Here is a 24,011-nt window from a genome sequence, read left to right as displayed (position 1 = left end):
AAGTCTTGTTCATTTAACTTAATACAACTCCCCTATTTATGGGTATTTTGACTCTGCGATCGATCCGATAATGCAAAAATACCTCTTGTCCCACCTGTTTAACCGCCAAAAGCTCCAATTTCGGAGCTAAATCCGCCAAAAAACCCTTTCCCTCCACAGGTGTCGGTGCATCCGCCCCGCCCAAAATTAACGGACACACCGTCAGCCAAAGTTCGTCTACCAAGCCTGCAGCCAGCACAGACGCTACCAGTTTTCCCCCACCCAGAATCGCCAAGCGTTTGATACCGAAGCTGGCTAGCTGTTGAAACGCATCAATCCAATCAATCTCTTCACCTGCGGTTTTCGCATAGATAATTCGATCGAATTGAGATGTTGCACCATTCTCAATAAGCTTTTTATGAATAGGCAAGATGCCTGTTCCACAAGAAAATTCCTCTGTTGTGGAACGGGCATCTTGCCCGTTCTTGAGAATGGTGCCAGATGTGCGATCGAACTTACTGTCTTTCGTCGGGTACGGAGACGGCAATGGCGTTTCCCTAGTGTCTTGCCCCGTCAGCAGCCACCGAGGCACCGGTTGCTGGAAAAATCGCAAGTTTGGGTCAAATTGGACCGATCGCGAACACACAATTTGCACCGGTTGTGGTGGCTTCCCTTGCAGTTCCCTCTGTTTGAGCAATTCCGGCGAAATCACTCTCATCGTCGTCCCATAGGCCTGTAAAGTGCCGTTGCCGAACAAAACGGCGTCGCTTGCTGCTACTTGCTGTTCGAGGTGGGCTTTGTCGTTGGCAGAACCGAATCTCGCGGGCGATCGTACTGCATCGGCAATTTTACCGTCGGCACTGATTGCGAGTATTACTGTTGCTAATGGTCGATCGATTTTATCTGTCATTAATTTATTAAATTTTCGCACGACATCATATTTAACTAAGTAACTTCACGGATATAAACCCTATTATTGTTCGCTATACGGACGCCATCACCAAGTCTTATAATCGATATCGGCTGGCGATTTCGACATAATTAAGTTTCTCTATACTCACCTGCTTAGCAACTAGAGTTATAATACTTAAAATTACCAATTTACGTCAAATTATATAAAACATAAAAATGGATTATTTAACCTGGAATAATTCAATCGCATCTCATTTCTTTAAACCGGAAATGGCGGACAGTACCGTTCACCTGTATGTCACAGAGAAACTAATAACGGATATTGGTCAAGAAAGGGGTGTTGATTTGTCAGATTTTATTGCAGCTATCAAAACGGGGCCTCCTGGGGTGACAAGGCAGGGTTTGTGCGTGAAAGCCTTACAAAGCCGGGATAATTGGCAGCAGCGAGAATTAGACTATCCGCCTTATATCGCTTATTTAGCGCTCTTTGTCTTAGCAGCCGGTATTGAAGGAACTTTTGCCGCCCATTCTTACTATCCGCGCTTGCGAACATTACTAGGCGAAGAACCTACCACAGGGCAGTATCCTTCATTTAACCGGATGTCGGAACTCTGGGAAGATTTAGAAAAATGGTCTAATCAAGATAAATCTGGCGAATTGGGTATCTTCAACAGCACCAGCATTGGCAAGAGAAATCACATTGGATTGCCGCTTGCACAAACTCTTCTGACTGAGGAAGAACGGCGCGCACTCCCGGCTATTTTTGCCGCTGCTGACTTAGATCCTATTTCATATCCCGCTGAGGGGGCGATCGCACTTTTGTTAGTCAAGCACGGGCGCAAACAACTGCGAGAACGGACTTTAAGCTTATTAAAAGAAACCAGAGACAGCGACGAACTTCGCCAAGCATTGCTCGAATGGATTATTGATGAATTGCGCGATTGGGATGGAACTGCTGAAGATTCAGGTAAGACGCAGATTTACGGAATCTTGAGATTGTGCTGCAAACTCGATTCAATTGCCAAACGCGCTAGCCTAAGCTTGCGTTGCAGTACCAAACACGAATTTCCTGAAGAGGATTTGCTGTTATTTTTAGAAGACAATTCTCAAGCTTTTTCCTGTTACGAAGATAGTGGGGGTTTGTCTTCACCTCTAATATGTGAGTCAGACGGAAAACCGCTGGTTGGTTGTGAGTTTGATTGGTTGAAAGGTTTGCAAGTGCGATCGGCTGACTCTAAATGGTGTTTTAAGCTGCCAGCATCGCCCATTCGAGTATTCGTTAATGGAGACAGTCAGGGATTGCCAGGTATTGTGGAAGTGCGGCAGTTGCCCACTCAAAAGCCATTTTATTTAGCTGCTCATCAAGAGTGTTTGGAATTGCTGACAAGATGGGGAGAATCGAGCTGTCAAGGCTTTGAAAAATTGCAAATAATAGATGGTTTGCCCAGTGGGTGGCACTTTTTCAAAGCGCAGGCTGCTTGCAGTGACGAGCTGATTAAACAAAAATACCCAATCTTAGCTTTACCGACTAATGTACGGCTAGAGTTAGCTGGGGGAATCCGCCTGGAAAGAGGCAATAAATTCTTTAAGTTTGCCCCGCCGAAATTGGTTCTGCAAGGTGCCAATGAATCAATAAAAGTATTTGGCAATAATAAGCTGTTAGATTGCACGGAAGCAGCAGGTATTTATGAACTGCCAGCCGATACAGCGGAAACGAAGTTGCTAATTGAAGCACGCAGTGGAGATGATATTATCAAACGCTGTTCTCTGTTATTGGTAGAAAACTATTCTTTGCCATCCCAAAGCAACGCGCCACAGTTCGATCGCTTCGGGAAGATCCACACCGGGGAAAATGAGAGCGCGGGCGTTTCTGGTGCATGGGTGCAGGGCGTTGATTTCCCAGACTTTAACTTTAACACTTTTTTACCAATACAAGGAAAGCAGCGGATTTTCTATGTAGGTAAAGAACCAGGGCAAATAGCAATCTGCCCTGCGGAATCACTACCTACAGATTGGGAGCCTGTTTGGGCGATTTCCAAAGGTCGCCATCGCGGTCAAGCAATGTTTTGTGGCACCAATTTGGCAGAGTCACAACCGTCGATGTCAAAGTGCAAAGACCGCAAGAAGATGCGGGCTTGGAAAGAAATATTGTGGCACGATCGCAAGATAATTTCCCCGCCAGATCGATCCAACTTGAAACCATTGTGGAAACAGTTTCAGAAGGAGGCAGAACGTGTCTGAAACTAGCGAAAAGCTGCTCTACGTTATTTCTGCAAAAAAGGAAGTTGCTTGGCTATCCTTTAAGGAAACCTTTGATTATTTGTATAATCTTGAGACGGGTGTGATGGAGGAAAATACCGGAATTAAGAATAAAAGACTTCAAACAATTCGCGCCCTCGATTCCCTAGGTCATTGCGACTTTAATTTTAGCGATCGCAGCAAGAGTAAGGTTTATGCTGCTCCCCCTGTATTGGTGCGGTTGCCTTGTGCTGGCTTTCCTCAAGCAATTTTAGCAGGAGCACGATCGCCTGCTACGATCGCACAATTATCAGAGGCTTGTCAGTCGGTGGGACATCACATTAACCTGGAAGTCACAGAACAATCCAATGAATTAGGGTTGATACCGAAGCGAGTCGCCGTGCAAGCGGAGGATGTAGGAGAATTGAGGGCGATCGGCAATTTGCTTAAAATACCTTTTATCGAAACGCCTTCAGCCTGGTCTTTGCTGCATTTTGCCGCTTGTATTTACGATTACTTAGCTACCATCGAATGGTCTAAAGAACCAGAACTAAACTGGCAAAGCAAAACCTTTGACCCGATTTCTTTACAATTTCAATCCATAAAAGAAACCGATGGCGCCATTCGCCTTAGTGAATACAGTCACCCATCCCGAAACACCAAAGTTTATTATCTGTGGCAAGATGGAATGTGTGCGGAAATAGACCTCGATTGGGGGAGGTACGCTGTTCTAAAAGCACTGCGGCGGAATGTTCTTATCTACGACAAACGCACATTCCATATGGCAGTACCCGCCAGCGCTAAGCTGCCACGACTTCTAGAAAGATCCTTAACTCTTTGTTCTGGTTATGCAGCAAAATATGAAAAAATGCCGCGTGTTCGGCCGCAAATTCAGGGATTCAATTTATTCTCCGCTATTCCCCCTCAAATAGCAGAAAGGATCGCAACTAAATTAGGGCAGACACTGTTGCAGCAATCTTTAGATATAACATAGTGAGGTAACTTATGCACAATCCAATTAACGCATTTAACACAATTCGCGACAACTTTCTACTTTATGTAAAAACCGCTTTCGGAACTCAATTTCCCGAAATTGAACGAGAACGGGAAAGACTGCTGCGCCAACCCGGTGCATTCCATCAAGAACCATGGATTGAACCGATGCCAAGCTATCAAAAATCAGGTAAAACCATCAATGATTTAGATATTTCAAATGTACCGGGATTAGATCAAACTGCCCTTCAAGACTTTAAACAACTTGCCGAGTGCGAACTTGTAGGCAATTACGAACTCTACGAGCACCAAATCGAAATGCTACGGCAAGCATTAGCAGGTAACAATGCTGTAGTAACTGCCGGTACAGGTTCGGGAAAAACCGAATCTTTTCTGTTACCTTTGTTTGCTTACCTCGCGCAAGAATCAATAAATTGGAAGCCGCCTAAAGCCGAACCAGAACACCTTAACGATTGGTGGAAAAATGAACAATGGCAGAACCAATGCAATCCGTTAGTAAATAAAAAACGCAGCTTTAAGAAATCTTATCGGGTTCCTCAGAGAAGTCACGAACAGCGGGATGCAGCAGTTCGCGCCTTGATTTTATATCCCATGAATGCTTTAGTTGAAGACCAGCTTACCAGGCTGCGCCGCGCTTTAGATTCTCAAGCAGCGCGAGATTGGTTTCAAGATAATAGAAAAGGCAATCGAGTCTATTTTGGCAGGTACAACGGCGTTACTCCCGTACCGGGGCATGAATACAAAGAAAATCGTAAACCTAATGGAAAAAAAATAGAAGAACTTCTGGAAGCAATGCAGCAGATGCAGTTATCAGCCGATCGCGCTAGCGAACACGCCGATCGCACTGGCGATCGAGATGTGAGGTTCTTTTTCCCGCGCTTAGATGGGGCAGAAATGCGCTGCCGCTGGGATATGAAAGATGCCCCGCCAGATATCTTAATCACCAACTATTCTATGCTCAGTATCATGCTGATGCGCGATCTCGAACGAGATATTTTTGAAAAAACAAAGGAATGGTTAAACAAAGATGGCAGCGTCTTTCATTTAATTGTTGACGAATTGCACTTATATCGCGGTACTTCTGGGACAGAAGTTGCTTATTTGCTGCGACTTTTGCTGCAACGTTTGGGGCTGCATCCCGGTCATCCAAAATTGCGGGTTCTTGCTTCTAGTGCATCTTTAGAACCAGACGATCCAAAAAGCTTAGAATTTTTGAATCAATTCTTTGGTTCTCAATGGAATTCCCAACAGATTATACCGGGTCATTTAGAACAAATTCCACCAATTGAAGGTCAAGAGTTTCTGGAGAGCGAACCGTTTATCGCTTTGGCAGCAGCACCAGAAATCAACAATGCAGAAACGTTGCAGTCAGCGGCTGCATACAGTGCTTGCCGTCAAATTGTGGAATCTGAAACCGCGCAAGTTGGTGCTAGAATGGTCAATGCTTGTAAAGTTGACGGCAAAATTCGCGCCGTAGCGATCGCTAATTTTGCTAAACAGATTTTCGGCAATGACTTACCCGATGAAAACCTCGAACTCGCAGTAACAGGACTTCTAGCGGCTCGCGGTTTATCGAACCAAACATCTTTGCCATCTTTCCGGCTGCACTGGTTTTTCAGGAATATTGAGGGGCTGTGGGCTTGCACTAAACCGAATCACGGGTGCGAAGAAAATGAAATCAGCAAAAATCGATTGGTTGGCAAACTATTTGTCGAAAATCCTCCCATACTTTACGACGAATACCGAGTTTTAGAACTGCTTTATTGCGAACAGTGCAGAACTGTATTTCTTGGGGGAAACAGGCTGACAAGACAGGATAATGACGGAGACGGATGGGAACTTTTGCCTACAGAACCAGATATTGAAGGGATACCCGACCGCAAGACAGCCATAGCTTTGGATCGCCGCAAGTATTCTGAATTTGCCGTGTTTTGGCCTTTTAGAAATATTAATGAAGATGTTTGCAAAGGTTGGAAGCAGCCATCGAGACAAGGTGAAGGCGGCGAGAAAGCCTCCTGGGATAAAGCATCGTTAGATACCCGCAGCGGTCGTGTTATTCTAGGAGATCCAGATTCCCCGGACGAACAGTGGGTGAAAGGCTATCTGTTTCACTTGCGATCGCTCTCTGTAGAGAAGCAAGAATTTATTGGAGCATTACCCTCCATTTGTCCCTGCTGTGCTGCTAACTACAGCCATCCTAAGAAAAAAAATAAATCGCCTGTTCGTTGGTTCCGCACAGGTTTTTCTAAGGTGAGTCAATTACTTTCCAAAGAACTGTTTTATCAGTTACCGGAAGATGCAGAATCCCGCAAATTAGTTGTGTTTTCTGACAGCCGCGAAGATGCCGCTTCAATATCCAACGGCATTGAGCGATCGCACTACGACGACTTGGTACGAGAAGCACTTTTTGATGAACTCGGACAGTTGGCTGTAGGCGAATTACGTTTATTAGAAGATATTCAACAATATGGTCAGCCTACTCGTCCTGAAGCCCAGTTATTTGCTCAACGCAACCCCAATATTGTCAGCGAGTTACAGGAAAAGCTTGAATCAGCTAACTTGACCTGGCAACCAGAACTTTCTCCTGTAGCAGTAAAAATTTTGCAGAAAGATCGAGATAATGCTCAGAAGCTACTCAACGAAATTCAGCAAAGAGGCAATACCCGCACAGTTCCTCTCAGAGCACTATTTGAAGGCATTGAGAATTCCCAAGACCCGGGACTCCTGATCCAGCGATTAGTAAACTTAGGCGTTAACCCTGCAGGTAACGATGTTCTTTACCAAGAATTTTCCTATGATGGAAAGTACCATCATTGGACAAAAATATTTGACTTTGCAACCGCCGGGTGGAAACTAGACTTGCCTCCTGAAGCAGAAACAAGGCGAGACAGCACACTTCGAGAAAAAGTTAAATCTGAGGTCTGCGACACACTTTTTAGTCGCCTGTACTTTGGGATTGAAGCATCTGGATTGGGTTATATTCGCCTGAATTTACTCCCAAATCAATTAGAACAGCTAGCCATTCAATGCGGAGTTTCAAGCTCAGTATTTGAGAGTATTTGCGATGGCGTATTGCGAATTTTAGGTGAATTGTACAGATATCCAAGAAAACCTCAAGATTATCCGCTGGATGACTGGAAAGACTGGGGTGATGCGCGCTCCAACTTCCGGAATTATATTAAAGAGTGTGCAAAAGCTTGCGGAATTTCCGAACAGGAATTGAAGCCCGCATTGAAATCTGCTATTTGCGAATACGGTCAACACCACCACTTTAAACTTAATCCCCGGTATTTATCTGTACGAGTTGCTGTGTCCGATGACCCCGTGTGGCAGTGCGAGTCTTGCCAGCGCCATCACCTGCACCGCGCCGGAGGTGTTTGTACTAATTGTTTGGCACATTTACCAGCGAAATCTAATAGAAAATGCGGGGATTTGTACGATCGCAATTATTTCGCCACCCAAGCTGTAAATAAGCGTCAACCGTTGCGGTTGCACTGCGAAGAGTTGACCGGGCAAACCGACGATCAGGCCGAAAGACAGCGGCATTTCCGCAACATCATCGTGAATTTTGGCGAACAAGACAGAGATTTTATCCCAGTAGTAGATACCATCGATATCTTGAGCGTCACAACCACAATGGAAGTGGGAATTGATATTGGCAGTTTAATGGCTGTTGTGATGGCAAATATGCCGCCGATGCGCTTTAATTACCAGCAGCGTGCGGGTCGCGGAGGGCGCCGGGGTCAGGCTTTTGCTATTGTACTTACTCTCTGTCGCGGTCGATCGCACGATGAGTTTTATTACCGGCATCCTGAAAAAATTACGGGCGATCCGCCGCCGGTTCCTTTTCTTGCTATGTCACAGGTTGAGATGGCCCAGCGCCTCCTCACCAAAGAATGTTTGAGACTAGCATTTATTGCTGCTGGTGTCAACTGCTGGGAGGTGGAAAAAAAGCCGGACAGTCACGGTGAATTTGGCACAGTTCAAAATTGGAAGGAAACGGAAGAACGGCGCGAACAAGTTCGGCGCTGGTTGGGAACTTCTTGTGAAGTAACTGAGGTAATAAATTCTCTGCTAGTCGGCGTTGAAGGTATCGAGCGCGATAACTTAGAAAACTATGCACGTCAGCAGTTGTTTGATAAAATTAATGAGTGCGCCAATAACTTAGAATTGACTGGTGATGGATTGGCAGAACGCCTCGCTGAGGGCGGGATTTTGCCGATGTACGGGATGCCTTCAAGAGTGCGCGATTTGTACCATCACGAACCGTCTAGAAAACAGAAAGTTTCTACTATCGATCGAGATTTAGATTTAGCAGTCGCGGAATTTGCACCAGGTTCCGAAAAAACTAAAGACAAGCGAATTTATACCGCGATCGGGTTTACAGCACCGTTAATTTCAGACGGTAAACACGGGTTAGTTCCTGCGGGCGAACCTGTGAGCGATCGCAAATGGATGTTGAGGTGTCAGCGCTGCCAACATACGGCAACCTCTAATACAATATTTGAAGATATAATCTGTCCGAAATGCGAGGCAACTGAGGAACATGGATTTCGAGTTTTTCAGTGGGCTGTCCCTTTAGCTTTCCGTACCAGCATCAATCCTGGAGCTGACGCTAAAGAGGAATACGATGCGTTAATTACAGGTGCAGGCAGCGTCGCCGAGGCCCAACCTCAAGATTTTAACTTAGTAAATAACACGAATACTCAGATAGCTTTCTCTAAGTCCGGCCGCGTTTTCCGCGTCAATGACAATAGAGGACAGCTATTTAAGGGAGCAATAGGAACTGCCACATTTGGACGCGGTGACAAACTATTACCCGATCAGTGGATTGATGAGCGATTCCAGAATAAGCCTGACGGGGTGAGGTTTAAACCCCAGGGCGAGTCAGAGGCGATCGCTATAATTGCCCCAAAAACTACTGGCGTACTGCGAATTAAGCCCGTTACTGTACCTGATGGATTGTGCCTCGATCCTATTGCACCCGGTTCTGCTGTCAAAGCTGCTTTCTACTCAGCCGCTTTCACGGTTCGTGCTGTAGCAGCACAGGAGTTAGACATCGATCCGGAAGAATTAGACATCAGCGGTTTGCGACAGGTTGAATTAGAGGATAAAAAAGTAGGAGAAATTGTAATTAGCGATCGCCTTGCTAACGGTTCTGGCTTCACCTATTGGCTAGCTAATCACTGGGAAGACATCCTTTTAGACAAAATTCTGAATTCTCAAAATAGCTTTGCTGAGGCAATTATGTCACCACAACACCGCCAAAAATGCGACTCTTCTTGTTACGATTGCTTGCAGCAGTACCGCAATATGAACTATCACGGTCTGCTGGATTGGCGTTTGGGACTTTCCTTGCTGAGGGCATTGGCTAGCAGCAATTTTCAATGCGGACTCGATGGGGATTTTTCTACTCCTGACTTAGAAAATTGGCTGCTGAATGCAACTGCTTTGCGCGATATATTTTGTGCTTCGTTTAGTTGTTCCGGGGAACAGTTCGGCGCTTTACCGGGTTTTGCAGTGGGAGATAAAAGCGTTATTATCGTTCATCCTTTGTGGGACGTAGATAACCCTCAAGGCTTATTGCATGAAGCGATTGCTACAGTAGAAGCGCCCGATCGAGTTCGATACCTAGATACCTTCAATCTCCTGCGCCGTCCGAGTTGGTGCTATCAATCGCTAGATGATTAGATGCAGGATTCAAACATTAACACACTAGATGGTGGATAACTTGACTGAATGAGGATTTACGCAACCTTCTCGTGCAGAGCCGTGGCAATTCCCAGAGCGCTTGGGGCTACGCGGCCTGCTGGGGGATTGCCACGGCTCTGCCTAAATCCTATTAATGCACTATGTAGGCGCTCCGGCCTGCTCTCCTATTTGTAAAGTTTTTTATAGATCCGATCGCACAGCTTGTATTTAACGGATAATGTCTGTTTATTTATTTTTGTCCCCCAGCGATCGCCCTAGCAAAGTATTTACTTTTCTTTACAAAAAGCAGATCAAAAAACGGCGCGACAGGTAAAAATTTCCTTGCAGACTTCAAATGCGTCGCGCGATCGACTAGAGTAAAAAAAATGGCTTTATCCGTTTATTCATCGCAAAGGAAACAAAGCTCATGGTTCAACGCGGTTCTACAGTTCGGATTCTCCGCAAAGAATCCTTCTGGTATCAAGAAGTGGGCACCGTTGCTACGGTAGACCAAAGCGGCATTAAATACCCAGTTATCGTTCGCTTTAACAGCGTAAATTATGCAGGCGTCAACACCAACAACTTCGCCCAAAGCGAATTAGTGGAAGTGTCAGCACCCAAAGCAAAAGCGAAAACAGGGACTCCAGTAGCTTCCGGCGGCAAACAAACCACGCTGGACGAGAAAACCCGGAAAACCGGCAGCGGAGGAGCCCCCCAGCAGCCGAAAACTTCGACCGACAGCAAACCCGGTGCCGAAGTGACCGGCAGCGTCGAAGGTTCGCCAAATCAAGGAACAGAACAACGCTAATTGTGCCAGAACTGCCAGAAGTTGAAACTATTTGCCGGGGATTGAATCAAGCAACCCTCGATCGAGAAATTTTGGACGGGGACGTGTTGTTAAACAGCACGATCGCCCGCTCAATCTCTGCGACCGATTTTTTGACAAAAGTCAAAGGAAAGTCGATCGCCCGCTGGTACAGACGCGGCAAATATCTACTGGCAGAACTATCTCAATGTAGGGGCGGTGCCCCCGTGCCCGCCCTCCCCGCGCCCGCCTTCTTCCCTCCTTCAAAAGCCGGCTGGCTGGGCGTTCACCTGCGGATGACAGGACAACTGCTGTGGGTGAACAGATCCGAGCCCCTGCAAAAACACGCGCGAGTCCGGCTGTTTTTTGAGGGAAACCAAGAATTGCGCTTTGTAGACCAGCGCACCTTCGGGCAAATGTGGTACGTGCCCGCAGAAACCGAGGTTTCGAGCACTGTCATCGGTCTGAAACTCTTAGGCCCCGAACCGTTTTCAGAGGAATTTACAACAGAATATTTGACCCGCAAGCTGCACCGGCGGGCGCGACCCATTAAAACAGCTTTGCTAGACCAGTCACTGATAGCTGGTTTGGGCAATATTTACGCAGACGAAACTTTGTTTTTGTCGGGAGTGATGCCCACAACTCTGTGCGCGGATTTGACAGCAGAGCAAATTGGGCGCATCCATACAGCTATTATTCAAGTTTTACAGAAGGCGATCGCATCCGGTGGCACCACTTTTAGCAATTTTCTCAACGTCCAAGGTGTCAACGGCAACTACGGCGGCGTCGCTTGGGTGTACAATCGCGCCGGCCAACCCTGCCGCACTTGCTCCACAACCATCCAACGTATAAAATTAGCAGGGCGATCGACTCATTTTTGCCCCCTTTGTCAGACATAGGAAGCAGTCAAGGGATTTTAGGCTTGAGATTTTAGATTTTAGATATACCCCACGAATCGCACTCCTTTATTCCTTAGTCAGCTTGGAGTGACTTCGTTTGTTTAGTAGCGATTTCAATCGCCGAGTGACTTTGCAGCCAAATCTAGATTAAAATTTGTATAGTTTTTTAAACTAAACCAAGCAAGTTATGGCAATCAAGAAAGGCAGCATAGTTCGCGCTGTACGCGAAAAATTGGAAAACAGTCTAGAAGCCAAAGCCAGCGACCAGCGCTTTTCCTCCTATATATTTGAAACAAAGGGCGAAGTGATGGATGTTCGCGGCGACTATGCCTTCGTCAAATTTGGCAAAGTTCCCACCCCGAATATTTGGCTGCGGGTAGACCAACTCGAAGATTTTCAGTAACTCACCAAAACTAAACACACTGTTCTTAATGTAGCGAAGGGTGCACACCGCGCACCTTTCCCCAATTAAGCTGATTGCTAAAATCTAAAATCTAAAATCTAAAACCTAAAACCCAATGAATTCTCCATCAAACCGCGTATCAATTATTGGTGCAGGCAAAGTCGGCAGTACCTTAGCCCAGCGAATTGCTGAGAAAAATCTGGCAGATGTAGTATTGTTAGATATTGTGGAGGGTTGGCCACAGGGCGTTGCTTTGGATTTGATGGAAGCTAGGGGAGTGGAACGTCACGATCGCCAAATTGTCGGTACAAATGATTATACAGATACGGCCAACTCAAATATCATAGTAATTGCAGCCGGAGTGCCGCGCAAACCCGGTATCAATCGCGAAGATTTAATTAAAATCAATGCTCGAATTGTCACCGAAGCCACAAAACAAGCGATCGAGCATTCTCCCGAAGCAATCTTAATCACAGTCACAAATCCCCTAGATATCATGACTTATTTAGCTTGGGAAGCGGCAGATTTGCCCAAACACCGAGTCATGGGGATGGGGGGAGTTCTCGACTCCGCCCGCTTTCAAACTTTTATTGCAATGGAATTGGGCGTTTCAAATGCTCAAGTCAATGCAACTGTCATCGGTTCTCATGGCGATTTGATGGTTCCTTTGCCCCGCTATTCCACTGTCAACGGTATTCCCATCAATCAACTTATGGATGCTGCGACTATTGATCGACTCGTACAGCGGACTCGCCACGGCGGCGCAGAAATTGTAAAATTGATGAAGACTGGTAGTGCTTATTTTGCACCCGCATCTTCTGTCTGTTTGATGGTAGAATCTATTTTATTTAATCAGTCGCGACTCTTGCCTTGCTGCGTTTATTTGCACGGCGAATACGGCGTGCAAGATATCTTTTTAGGAGTGCCCTGCCGCTTGGGATATCAGGGAGTTGAACAAATAGTGGAACTCGAACTCAGCGATACCGAAAGAGCAGCCTTTATCGAGTCGGGGAAATTGGTTGCCCAAAATATTGAGGAAGCCAGGGCTATACTGAAAACGGCTTCTTAAGCTTGTAGGAGTTCGTTGAGAAAAGCAGCCTGCTCGTCGCTTCAATATAATAACTTATACTGAGTATGATAGTGCGATCGCTCTGTCGGAAGTTGGGTTCTCGGATTTCAACAGTCCTTTGATAAATATTATCGATCATCTTTGTTAGGCTGTATTGCACCAGCTACAAAATGGCAGCAAGGAACCGATTGATAAATATAATACTAATTATCAAAAATCATGCAACAGTAGCGCTCCGGGTGCGTCGCCCTAGAAAAGTTATCAAAAAAAGCGACTCTCTCACAGATCCGCACCGGTGCATAAGCTGTTGCGCGTTTAAATTGCATATTCGGGACGGGCTCGCGTGCCCATCCCACAATAATTTGAGTTATTTTTGACACACAATTTAAATGGAGAACAGCTTACAGTGTTTCAGGAAACACACCAAAAACTCATAACTGTTGCAAGATTTTGGATAATTGGTATAAAATTTACTATCAAAAACTTGCTGACAACGCAAAAAACTGGCAAAAGCAGTTGAACTTGGTTTGCGCGACAATACCCTCACAGTTTCTGTAGAAATTCAAGCAAAAATCTGCCATTTTTTAACTGGTTCCCAAGCTCTGCCTGGGAACCGATGTAAGCGAGGCTCTGCCTCGGCCCAGACTATGGAGGCTCTTCCTCCGGATCTGCGTTACCACGCTCTTCCTGGTAACGAGTATAATCATTTAGGATTGCTATAAATCGAGCATTACTTAAAACTCTAGAAAAGGCGATCGCCGAAATTCAAACAAATTTTAAAAGACGTGTTCCCAACAGGATATTCAATCGCCAAAACAAGGAAACCATTAATCGAGTTTGCGGTAATAATAAAAAGGTGACAATAGAAACCGAAGGCGAGCAAAAAAAATGTCAAAATTAGTCAGAGACGCTCCTCCCGATCGCGAAATGGAACCGGGTTTCTTGTTTCCACTTTCGGAGATTCCCTGACTTGATTACGTTAATAAACCGGGTTTATGTGTAAGTTTTGTTAGCATTATTCTCAATAATTGATACTTAATGAAGTAGCAAATTATGCCACTTTTTCAGTAAATATACGGGAGCTAAGATGGTCGATAGACCTCCAAATCTCGAAAAAATACGGAAATGCAGTGTGAGTAGCTGCTAAGTGCTAGCAGAAGGAGGAGAATAGGTTCTTTGCCTTTTTGACTTACCAGACTCAACTTGCAGAGCGCTATTGAGATGCCATCAACCTCGATACCAAACCGCAAAATAACTAAAGAAAAAGCATTATGTTTCATGAATACCTGTATTACGAAGTTTGCAACCTGCGCGAGAAACTAGCTCACCTAGAAAGAGAAACGCAGTCTCAAACCTGGTTCAAAAAGCTGCAAGCGCTGATGGGAGTGATTGGCAAAATTCGTGAATCCCTAGACTTAGAAACAATATTCAAAATCACAGCCACCGAAGTTCGGCAACTCCTAAATGCCGATCGAGTCGCCGTCTACCGATTCTTTCCCGAATCCGAATGGAATGAGGGCGAAGTAGTGTCCGAAGACGTACTGCCCCAATACAGCCCATCTTTGGGAGCAAGAGTCCGCGACTACTGTTTCGGCGAACAATTTGCCGCCAAGTATGCCAAAGGTTACGTTCAAGCTGTCACGGACATCTACAAAGCCCGGTTGAGCCCTTGTCACCTCAAAATCCTCAAGCGATTTCAAATTCGAGCCAACTTAGTCGTACCGCTGCTGCAAGGGAAACATTTGTGGGGATTGCTGTGCATTCACTCCTGCGGCAATCCCCGCGATTGGCAAGAAGACGAAATCGAATTTGCCAGACAAGTAGGCGATCATTTAGCAGTTGCCATCCACCAAGCCGAACTGCACTTACAAACTCAGAGGCAAATAGCACAAATCGAAGCAGCACAGCAGAAACTCCGCGACAGCGAGCAAAAATATCACCAAATTCTCGATTCGATCGCCGATATGGTATTAGTCAAAGGCCCCAAATCCAAAATTGTTTGGGCAAATCAAGCATTCCGCGACTATTACGGCATGACTCAAGAGGAACTTCAAGACATCCTAGACGCACCTTTCGCCGATCCCGACAATACCCTCCAGTACGTCAGAGATGACGCCTTCGTATTTGAAACCGGACAGACTCTGCAAATTTCCGAAGAACCAGTGACGCGCTACGACTCAGAAGTGCGGCTGTTCAGCACCGTCAAAACACCGATCCGCAACGCAGACGGCCAAATCGTCATGACTGTCGGCGTCTCCCGCGACATGACGGAACGCAAACAAGCAGAAGAAGCCGTCAAAGCCAGCGAAAGCAAATACCGCAGCCTGGTAGAAACCTCCCAAGACATGATTTGGTCGGTAGATGCTTCAGGACGCTACACCTTCGTCAACCCAGCAGTTAAGTACATCTACGGTTACGAACCAGAAGAAATGATCGGTAGGCCCTTCTCCGACTTTGTGACACCAGAACAATGCCAGAAAGATTTAGAAGTTTTCGCCCGCCTGTTTGCCGGAGAATCAATTTTCCAGTACGAAACCACCCAAATCGCCAAAGACGGCAGCATGAAACATTTGATGTTTAACGCGATCGCCCTGTACGACGAAACCGGAAACTTCCTCTGCACCACAGGTACAGCCGCCGACATTACCGATCGCAAGCGAGCAGAAGCAGCCTTACAACACGCCAACGCAGAACTAGAGCGCAGAGTAGAAGCGCGCACAGCCGAACTGCGACAGACTTTTGCCGCACTCAGTGCCAGCGAAACCAAGTTTCGGACGATCGCAGCCACCATGCCCGGAGCTCTGTTCCAGTTTTGCAACCGTGACGGAATTTGGCGCATTGACTACATGAGCGATCGCATCTTCGATATCAGTGGCGTTACCGCAGCAGAAATGATGCAAGACATCAATACATTCATTTCCCGCGTCCATCCCGAAGACTTGGAAGGCTACATCGCTTCGGTGAACCAGGCCATAGAAAACCTCTCCCTGTGGCACTACGAAGGGCAGTTAGTCAAGCCCGACGGCGAGATTCGCTGGTGGCAGGGCGACTCCATGCCCACCCGCAGCGAGAACGGCGAAATCGTATTTTGCGGCGTATTGTTCGACATTACCGATCGCAAAGTTGCCGAAACCGCCATCCGCAACAGCCAGCGACAGCTACAAGAAGCCCAGAGACTCGCCCACGTCGGAAATTGGGAACTCGACGCAGCCACCGGAACCATCACTTGGTCGGAAGAACTTTTCCGCATCTTCGGACTCGAACCAGCCCCCATCGCGCCCAACCTAGCCGAACAGGTCGCTCAGATTCATCCAGAAGATTTGGCATTGTGGCAAACTCAAGTGCAGCGGGGACTCGAAGCGGGCATCCCCTTTGATTTTGACTTTCGCCTTTACCGTCCCGACAGCATCTTGCGACACGTGAACGCCGTGGGTCAAGCCGAAACCGATGTCAACGGCAAGGTGGTAAAAATGTTCGGTACGGTGATCGACATTACCGATCGCAAAGCCGCCGAAGCAGCCCTGCGGCAAGCAGCAGTCGAGTTAGAAGACAGAGTGAGCGATCGCACGGCCGAACTTTCCCAAGCAGTCACCCAATTAGAACAAGAAATTGGCGATCGAAAACTTGCAGAAGCAGCGCTGCAAGTTTCCGAGCAAAACCTGCGAACCATATTTAACAATGTCTACGATGCTATCTTCATTCACGATTTAGAAGGAAACATTCTCGATGTCAATAATCGAATGTTAGAAATGTACGGAGTGAGCCCCGAACAAGCAAAAAAATTATCAATTAAAAATGACTATTCAAGCGCCGACAATCCCATTGAACAAATGGAAGAACTTTGGGAAAGAGTATTAGCAGGCGAAACTGGTCGCGTGGAATGGAAAGCGAGGCGTCCCAAGGACGGTTCAACTTTTGATGCAGAAATTGCCCTGTCCAAAATTAATCTCAACGGCAATCTCAGCATCATTGCCAACGTCCGAGATATTAGCGATCGCAAACAGGCAGAAGCAGAACTGCAACACGCTCAAAATTTTATGGAGTCAGTGCTCAAAACCATACCCGTAGGAGTGGTTGCCAAGGATGCCCAAGAACTGCGGTTTGTTCTGTGGAACCCAGTAGCTGAACAGTTACTCGGTTTCAGTGCAGCAGAAGTAATCGGCAAAAATGATTACGACTTTTTCCCAACAGAACAAGCTGATTTTTTCACCGCCAAAGACCGGGAAGTGATCGATAGCGGGCAAATTTTAGAAATCGCCGAAGAAGAAATTGAAACTAGCCAAGGAGAAACGCGGATATTTCATAGCAAGAAAACAGCAATACTCGATGCTGATGGCAAACCGCAATATCTATTAGCTGTCACCGAAGACATTACCGATCGCAAGCGGGGAGAAATTGCCTTAAGGCAATCGTCAGCCAGACTCAGACAGCAAGCCGAGCGAGAAAAACTGCTCAACAACCTCACTACTCAAATCCGCAATTCCCTCGATTTCGACAGCATTATTGCTGTCGCCGTCCAAGAAATTCGGGCTTTCATGCAGATCGATCGTTGCAACTTTAGCTGGTATCGTTGCGACGGAGACGAACCATACTGGGAAATTATTCAAGAATCTCGCACAAGAGAACTTCCAGATTTAATAGGTTGCTATAAAGCTTCTGATTTCGGAACTATAGGAGAACAGATGTTGCGTCTAGAAACGCTGCAAATCGATGATGTCGGAGCGATCGCAGACCCTATTTGGAGAAGCTCTCTTAACTCTCTGGGCTACCAATCTGTCTTGGCAATTCCCATGCAGGCACTTTCGGGAGTAGTGAGCGTTGTTACCTGCGCCCACTCCGCTGCTGTGCGACTCTGGAGTGACGACGAAGTAGAATTATTGCAAGCGGTTACAGTTCAATTGGCGATCGCCCTCAACCAAGCCGATCTTTACGCCCAAACTCGGAATAAAGCTCTCGAATTAGAAAAAACATTGAAGAAATTAACCAGCACTCAATCGCAGTTAATTCAAAATGAAAAAATGTCGAGTCTCGGTCAACTTGTGGCAGGAGTCGCCCACGAAATAAACAACCCAGTTAACTTTATTTACGGCAATCTCAGTCACGCCAACGACTATACCCAAGACTTGCTACACCTGATCGAACTTTACCAAAACCACTATCCCGATCCAGTCCCGGAAATTCAAGAAGAAGTAGACAATATTGAACTCGACTTTCTGATGAAAGACTTGCCAAAGTTGCTTTCTTCAATGAAAGTCGGTGCAGACAGAATTCAACAAATTGTTGCTTCTCTCCGCACATTTTCCCGCATGGACGAAGCGGAAATGAAAGCCGTCAACATCCACGAGGGCATAGATAGCACCCTGATGATTTTGCAGCACCGGCTCAAAGCTAAACACAACCATCCAGAAATTGAGGTAATTAAAGAATACGCTCAACTGCCCTTGGTAGAATGTTATGCCGGACAATTAAATCAAGTATTTATGAACATCTTGAGCAATGCTTTGGATGCTTTAGAAGAACGGGATCTGCGCCGTTCTGCTGAGGAAAAGCGGCAAAAGCCCAGCAACATCCGCATCCGCACTGAACTATCGCCAGCCGGCAAAGTAATCATTCGGATTGCTGACAACGGGCCGGGAATACCGGAGACTGTCGGCACTCGGCTTTTTGACCCGTTTTTTACTACTAAACCTGTGGGTAAAGGCACCGGGATGGGCTTGTCAATTAGCTATCAAATTGTTACAGACAGACACAACGGGTCGCTGAAATGCACTTCTTCGCCGGGCCAGGGTACAGAATTGGCGATCGAGATTCCCCTCAAAGCTAATTGTTAATAGGGAATTGGTAAGTTGTAATTGGCAATTGCGAAAGCGTTACTGTGCGTCATTCGATTTTAGATTTTAGATTTTAGATTTTGGATTGACTTGCGCGAGATAAATGCTCTTTCTTGAGGATTTTCGATTTCCGATGTTGGATTGATTCCACGGATAAACCACGTGGCGGGTACCACATGAAGAAATTCGTGGTCAGTTGGGTAATTTTCAACCATATCAAATCCGGTAGCATCGTCCTGATATAGCAACCGCCAAGACAGTTAGGACGTTGTTAATGGCTGAAACGATTGATTATATTGCTTCTTCCTGCTTCCTTCTGCAATAAAATCCAGTCATATCAAATCCGGTAGCATCGTCCTGTATTCATCTCTGTATTCTCTCCCTCTGCGTTCTCTGCGCCCTCTGCGGTTAAATCATTCCGATGCAACCGGAAACGATATCAATACTCAACAATCACGGACGGTACAACCGGAATTGAACTCATTTATCTGCGTGAATATCTGTTAATCTGCCCTCATCTGCGGTTAAAAAAAGAGAATGTATTAACCGCAGATGACAATGGATGGACGCGGATTCACGCAGATGAATAATTCCGATCCTAACAGATTTGATATCATCACCTAAAATCTAATTTTGATGCACCATTTATTCCCTGGTGCATCAGTTTTGAGATTAGGAGTTTGTAGCAAAAATGTCTTCACAGGGTGAGGCACTATTTACCAATCTGTAGCTCAATCAGTCCCTAATTTCTATATTACCGAGATTTATCAGGATTTCGGTCACGGCAGAACTGTCCAAAGGTTTAGAAAACCAATATCCCTGAGCTAATTCGCAGTCTAATTCTCGAAGCTGTGCTAACTGTTCGCCTGTCTCTACACCTTCGGCGATCGCATTCAATCCCAAATTGTGAGCCAAAGTTACGATCGCCCGCACAATCTGCAAAGGCTGACCCCCGTCGTCACCATTTTCGACAGCCCCCAAGCGGCTCACAAAAGATCGATCGATCTTCAGTGTATCCAGCGGAAAACGGTGCAAGTAACTTAAAGACGAATAGCCAGTACCGAAATCGTCTATCGACAATCGAATATTCCTACCTTTTAATTCGGCTAGCACAATATTGGCTTTTTTCACATTTTCCACGATCGCACTTTCAGTAATCTCCAATTTTAAACAGCTCGGATCGCAGCCAGTTTCTGCTAAAATATCATCGATTTCCTCGATTAAATTCGGCATACCTAACTGTTTAGGAGAGAGATTGACGCTCATTGTTAATTGCGAAGGATCAATAATGGGTAATTTAAAATTCGCAATTGGTAGCTGGGAAGTTGTACTGAACGTAGCCGAAGAGTTGGTAATTGGGAATTGGGAATTGGTAATAGAGGAGTGGAAATCGGTAATCGGGAATTGGTAACTGGGAATTGGTAATTTTTTACCGATTCTTTCTTCCCTGTGACCAATACTGGGGCTACGCTCAGTAAAAGTTCCGTGTTCCTCATGCCCTGTATCTGTTACATCAGTTAAATCCCCTACATTGCCCGTTGCCCTCTCCTCTGTTGTTACCCTGAGCGAAGTCGAAGCGCCTTCTTCCTTCTGGTTACGCTGAGCGACTTGCTCTGAGTGCAGCCGAAGCGAGTCAAAGGGCCTTGTTCCGACTTCCATTGGACTTCTTCCCTGTTCCTCGGTTAACATTTCTTGCCAAATCCGCAATTGCTGACAAGCTTCCCGCAACACCCAGGCTCCCAGAGGCACGATCAAACCTGTTTCTTCAGCTACAGGGATAAAAGTAGACGGCGGAACTAGACCCCGAACTGGGTGGTGCCAGCGCACCAAGGCCTCAAAACCTTCGAGCGCACCGCTGGCGATCGAAACAATCGGTTGGTAGTGCACAATAAAGTGCGAACATTGATTCTTGCTCTCTCCTAATTCCTCCTTGCCCAAAATAGCCAACCGCAGGTCAGTTTCTAACTGCAACAGCGACATAGTTTGGTCGTGCATCGCCAAATTAAACACTTCGTGGCGGGCCTTACCCAAAGCTTTAGCGCGGTACATAGCGATGTCAGCATCGCGTAGGAATTCTTCCGGGTGAGTGTACGAATTTAATTCGCCACTGGGGGTGGCTTCGCCTCGACTGAAAACAATGCCAATGCTAGCGGTGGTAAATACTTCGTGCCCTTCGAGATGAAACGGCTTCGTCAGTTCTTTTTGTATCTTTTTAGCTGCGAGGGTGGCGTCGCTGAGGCTCTGAATGTGGTCTAGCAGGATCGTGAATTCGTCTCCCCCCAGTCTGGCGACGGTATCCGAAACCCGGACGCAGGTTTGCAGTCGCTGGGCGAGGGCGATTAGCAGTTTGTCTCCTAAAACGTGTCCTAAAGAATCATTAACGACTTTGAAGCGGTCTAAATCTAGGAAAAGTAAACCAAATTTGTAATCGGGGGACTGATTGGATCGGCGGATGGCTTGTCCTAGCCTGTCGATGAACAAAACCCGGTTGGGCAAACCCGTCAGCGCATCGTGAAAAGCGCCGTGCAGCAGTTCCCGTTCTACTCGCTTGCGCTCGGTGACATCTCGGATAATAATCTGGCCGGCCGTCGAGCCTTGATAAATAGCGGGGATACCGGCCATTTCAACGTCTATTATTTGTCCGTCGAGCCGCATTAGTTTTTGTTCGGCAAGGTCGAGTGGCTGATTTTCTGTCTCGACTAGCCGAATGCGCTCTGTGGCTATTTCCACATAGTTTGGATGGACGAAATGCAATATGGGAAAGCCAATCAGCGCTTCGGGAGAACTCGCACCGAGGAGTTTCGCGCCGGCAGCATTGATGTAGGCGATTTTCCCTTGACTGTGAACGGCGATCGCTTCGGGAGATAGTTCTACTAAACGGCGATAGCGTTCTTCACTTTCTTTGAGAGATACTATCAACTCGCATCGCTCTTTTTCAGCTTGCTGGCGTTCGATTTCCATTTGGTGAACCGCCAGAATTTTCCCAATACTTTGAGCCATCAATTCTATAATTTCTATTTCCTCGTACTTGAACTTTCTTTTCTTTATTTCTGGCGAACTAAAACTTAACGTACCGTAAGTTTTATTGTTGACAAATATCGGCGTTCCGATGTAAGATTCTGATTTGCAGCTTAGATAAGCAGGATGTTCGCGCATCTCAATATTTGCTCCTATATGAGAATACGCAACTGTTTTGTTGAGCTTAATTACTGCGGCGCAGTAAGTATCGCTGAGGTTCAATTCTAAGCCTCGCACGAAGTATCCTAAATCAGTTTTCGCTGCCTGGACAATAAAAGTTTCGCTGTCAACTTCAGCCATGATGCCCATAGAAAGTCCAAACATCAAACAGCCGGCTGTTAGATAATCGTCAACCAGTTCTTCAAAGTTTTGATAATGATAAGTTGTAATCCGGTGCAAGTGTTTGAGATTAGCGCTAAAAGCTGCTAAAGCTTGAGATTTTAAAAATAACTCTTCTTCCGAACGCTGGCGGTCGGTAATGTCTGTTTGTACTCCAATAAAGTGGGTTAAGTGTCGCCGCGAGTTGTAAACCGGAGCGATCGACAATTCGTGCCAAAAAGGCGTGCCGTCTTTCCGAAAGTTGCGTAATATAACTTGAGCTTCTCTGCCTTCTTCAATCGCAATTCGCAATTCTTTGGCAGCGGGGCTGTCAGTGTCTGTGCCTTGCAAAAATCGGCAATTTTTGCCCATTAACTCGTCTCTGCTATAACCCGTAATCCGCTCAAAACTGGGATTGACATAAATAATCGGATTATCTGCAACGGTTGCGTCGGTGATTGCAATGCCGTTGCTGCAACTTTCGATCGCCCGTTCCATCATTTGTAAGCGCTCTTGCGATATAATCCGCTCGATCGCCGCAGCTAACACGTTGGCGATCGCTTCTACAAAATAAACGTCATCTTGACTGAAAACCCGCCCTTGGCTGGTATGAACCCCCAAAATGCCCCAGGCCTGCGAGGATGAACTGTCCGCTGGTTCTACTTGTCCCCAGTTCCTCCCCAGTCCCCGATTGCCGGGAATGATCACAGTAACGCCGCTGACAGCCCGGTGGTTGTGCAGTAGCGGCAACTCGCTAAAGCGCGTTTCCACCCGCAAATCTTCGACGATCGTCGGTTCGCCCACTAGCAATGTGTAACCTGCTTGGGATCGAGCAGAAGCGGCAACAGTAGCGCTGCCGACGAGGCCCGGCTGCCAGCCAACCCCCGCTCGCAGCATAAAAGCATGACCAGAGGGCAACAGTTCTAACACCTGGCAATAATCAACGTCCAGGGTTTGAGCAATTAAAACCGCAGCTTTGTCCATCAGTGCGGACAAATCAGTTTCGGCCAGGGCCTGCTGCCCCAAGTAAGCGACGGCCGCTTGCTGGCGGGCTCGCGAGTGGATTGACGTGAGCAATTCCTGCTCCTTGGCGGCCGCTCGCTTCCGATCCGTAATGTCGGTGAACACCGACAGAACAGCTTTCCCCGACACCAATGTCAGATACCGCATCGATACACTTGCCCAAAACAGCGTGCCGTCAGCTTTTTTAAACCGGATTTCTGTCTCGCGGACGTGTCCGTTGCGGGCGAGCCGCAACAGCAATTCCTGGCGCTCTGCTGGTTTGTGGTAGAGCGTTTCGGCTTTTTGGCGGTCGATCGACTTAAATCCTGTGAACCCGAAAGCCTGACGACATAAATCGTTACTATAAATAATTGTGCCGTCCCCCAGACTGCTCACGATCAGGGGTATTGGCATCGAGTTGGCGATCGTCAGCAGTAATTCTTTGGCTCCTTGCAGCTCTTTGTACAAGTCTGGCTTGGAGGCCCAGCCGTGACAGTCTTCAGACTTTTCAGGGATAAAACTTTCCATTGTTTAATCGATCCATTAGCAGGACAACTTTTTTAAACTTGTGGTCAATCAATACTGCGGACTGTTTTTAATTAGCATTCGTAGAATAAAAGTTTCAAGGCGATTCGCCAATGGAGCTACCAACGGAAAATCAAGGGTTTCACACTACGAACTACAAACAGTCCAGACTATTGGTAAATGACGATTTCAGATGCAGAGGAGGATCTACAGTAGCCCACAACACATTAATCTTAACCAGAACTATGCAACTGAAGGCCCTAAACTGCTCGACTGAAGTTTGATACGCTGCTCTCTCGTTAAAGAC

10 protein-coding genes are annotated in these 24,011 nt (G+C 46.5%); 8 read left to right on the top strand and 2 right to left on the bottom strand.

The genetic code is table 11. The annotated features are described in order from the left end of the window. Nucleotides 1-13: 13 nt before the first annotated feature. Complete coding sequence (locus QT984_RS13495; protein ID WP_333231946.1) at nucleotides 14-889, bottom strand: dihydrofolate reductase family protein; 876 nt, start codon at nucleotides 887-889, stop codon at nucleotides 14-16. Between the two features lie 218 nt (nucleotides 890-1,107). Here QT984_RS13495 and QT984_RS13490 point away from each other — a divergent pair, with 218 nt between their 5' ends. The 8 genes from QT984_RS13490 (at nucleotide 1,108) to QT984_RS13455 (ending at nucleotide 18,841) form a co-directional block, all read left to right on the top strand. After that, nucleotides 1,108-3,132, top strand: a complete 2,025-nt coding sequence (locus QT984_RS13490; protein ID WP_333053990.1) for a hypothetical protein — start codon at nucleotides 1,108-1,110, stop codon at nucleotides 3,130-3,132. Continuing rightward, nucleotides 3,125-4,123: a hypothetical protein gene (locus tag QT984_RS13485; protein ID WP_333053991.1), complete on the top strand. Its 999-nt coding sequence runs from the start codon at nucleotides 3,125-3,127 to the stop codon at nucleotides 4,121-4,123. The genes QT984_RS13490 and QT984_RS13485 overlap by 8 nt, the downstream gene beginning before the upstream one ends. 11 nt (nucleotides 4,124-4,134) lie before the next feature. Next, entirely contained in the window at nucleotides 4,135-9,834 is a 5,700-nt protein-coding gene (locus tag QT984_RS13480) for a DEAD/DEAH box helicase (RefSeq protein ID WP_333053992.1), read from the top strand. Nucleotides 9,835-10,261: 427 nt separating this feature from the next. After that, a complete protein-coding gene (locus QT984_RS13475; protein ID WP_333053993.1) occupies nucleotides 10,262-10,642 on the top strand; it encodes a photosystem I reaction center subunit IV in 381 nt (126 codons plus the stop codon). 2 nt (nucleotides 10,643-10,644) lie between these two features. Further along, nucleotides 10,645-11,538, top strand: coding sequence for a DNA-formamidopyrimidine glycosylase (locus QT984_RS13470; RefSeq protein WP_333209417.1), 894 nt, complete (start codon nucleotides 10,645-10,647; stop codon nucleotides 11,536-11,538). A gap of 187 nt (nucleotides 11,539-11,725) precedes the next feature. Beyond that, on the top strand, nucleotides 11,726-11,941 hold the full coding sequence (locus tag QT984_RS13465; RefSeq protein WP_333053996.1) for an NAD(P)H-quinone oxidoreductase subunit O: 216 nt from the start codon (nucleotides 11,726-11,728) through the stop codon (nucleotides 11,939-11,941). Nucleotides 11,942-12,056: 115 nt separating this feature from the next. After that, nucleotides 12,057-13,010, top strand: a complete 954-nt coding sequence (mdh, locus tag QT984_RS13460) for a malate dehydrogenase (RefSeq protein ID WP_333053997.1) — start codon at nucleotides 12,057-12,059, stop codon at nucleotides 13,008-13,010. Between the two features lie 1,271 nt (nucleotides 13,011-14,281). Continuing rightward, on the top strand, nucleotides 14,282-18,841 hold the full coding sequence (locus QT984_RS13455; RefSeq protein WP_333313062.1) for a PAS domain S-box protein: 4,560 nt from the start codon (nucleotides 14,282-14,284) through the stop codon (nucleotides 18,839-18,841). Nucleotides 18,842-19,576: 735 nt separating this feature from the next. Here QT984_RS13455 and QT984_RS13450 read toward each other — a convergent pair. Further along, nucleotides 19,577-23,707: an EAL domain-containing protein gene (locus QT984_RS13450; protein WP_333231950.1), complete on the bottom strand. Its 4,131-nt coding sequence runs from the start codon at nucleotides 23,705-23,707 to the stop codon at nucleotides 19,577-19,579. Nucleotides 23,708-24,011 lie beyond the last annotated feature (304 nt).

The sequence above is a fragment of the Microcoleus sp. Z1_B2 genome (assembly GCF_036700325.1).
Classification (GTDB): domain Bacteria; phylum Cyanobacteriota; class Cyanobacteriia; order Cyanobacteriales; family Microcoleaceae; genus Microcoleus.
Note: the sequence above shows the minus strand (reverse complement) of the source record. Positions and strands in the feature narration are given on the sequence as shown.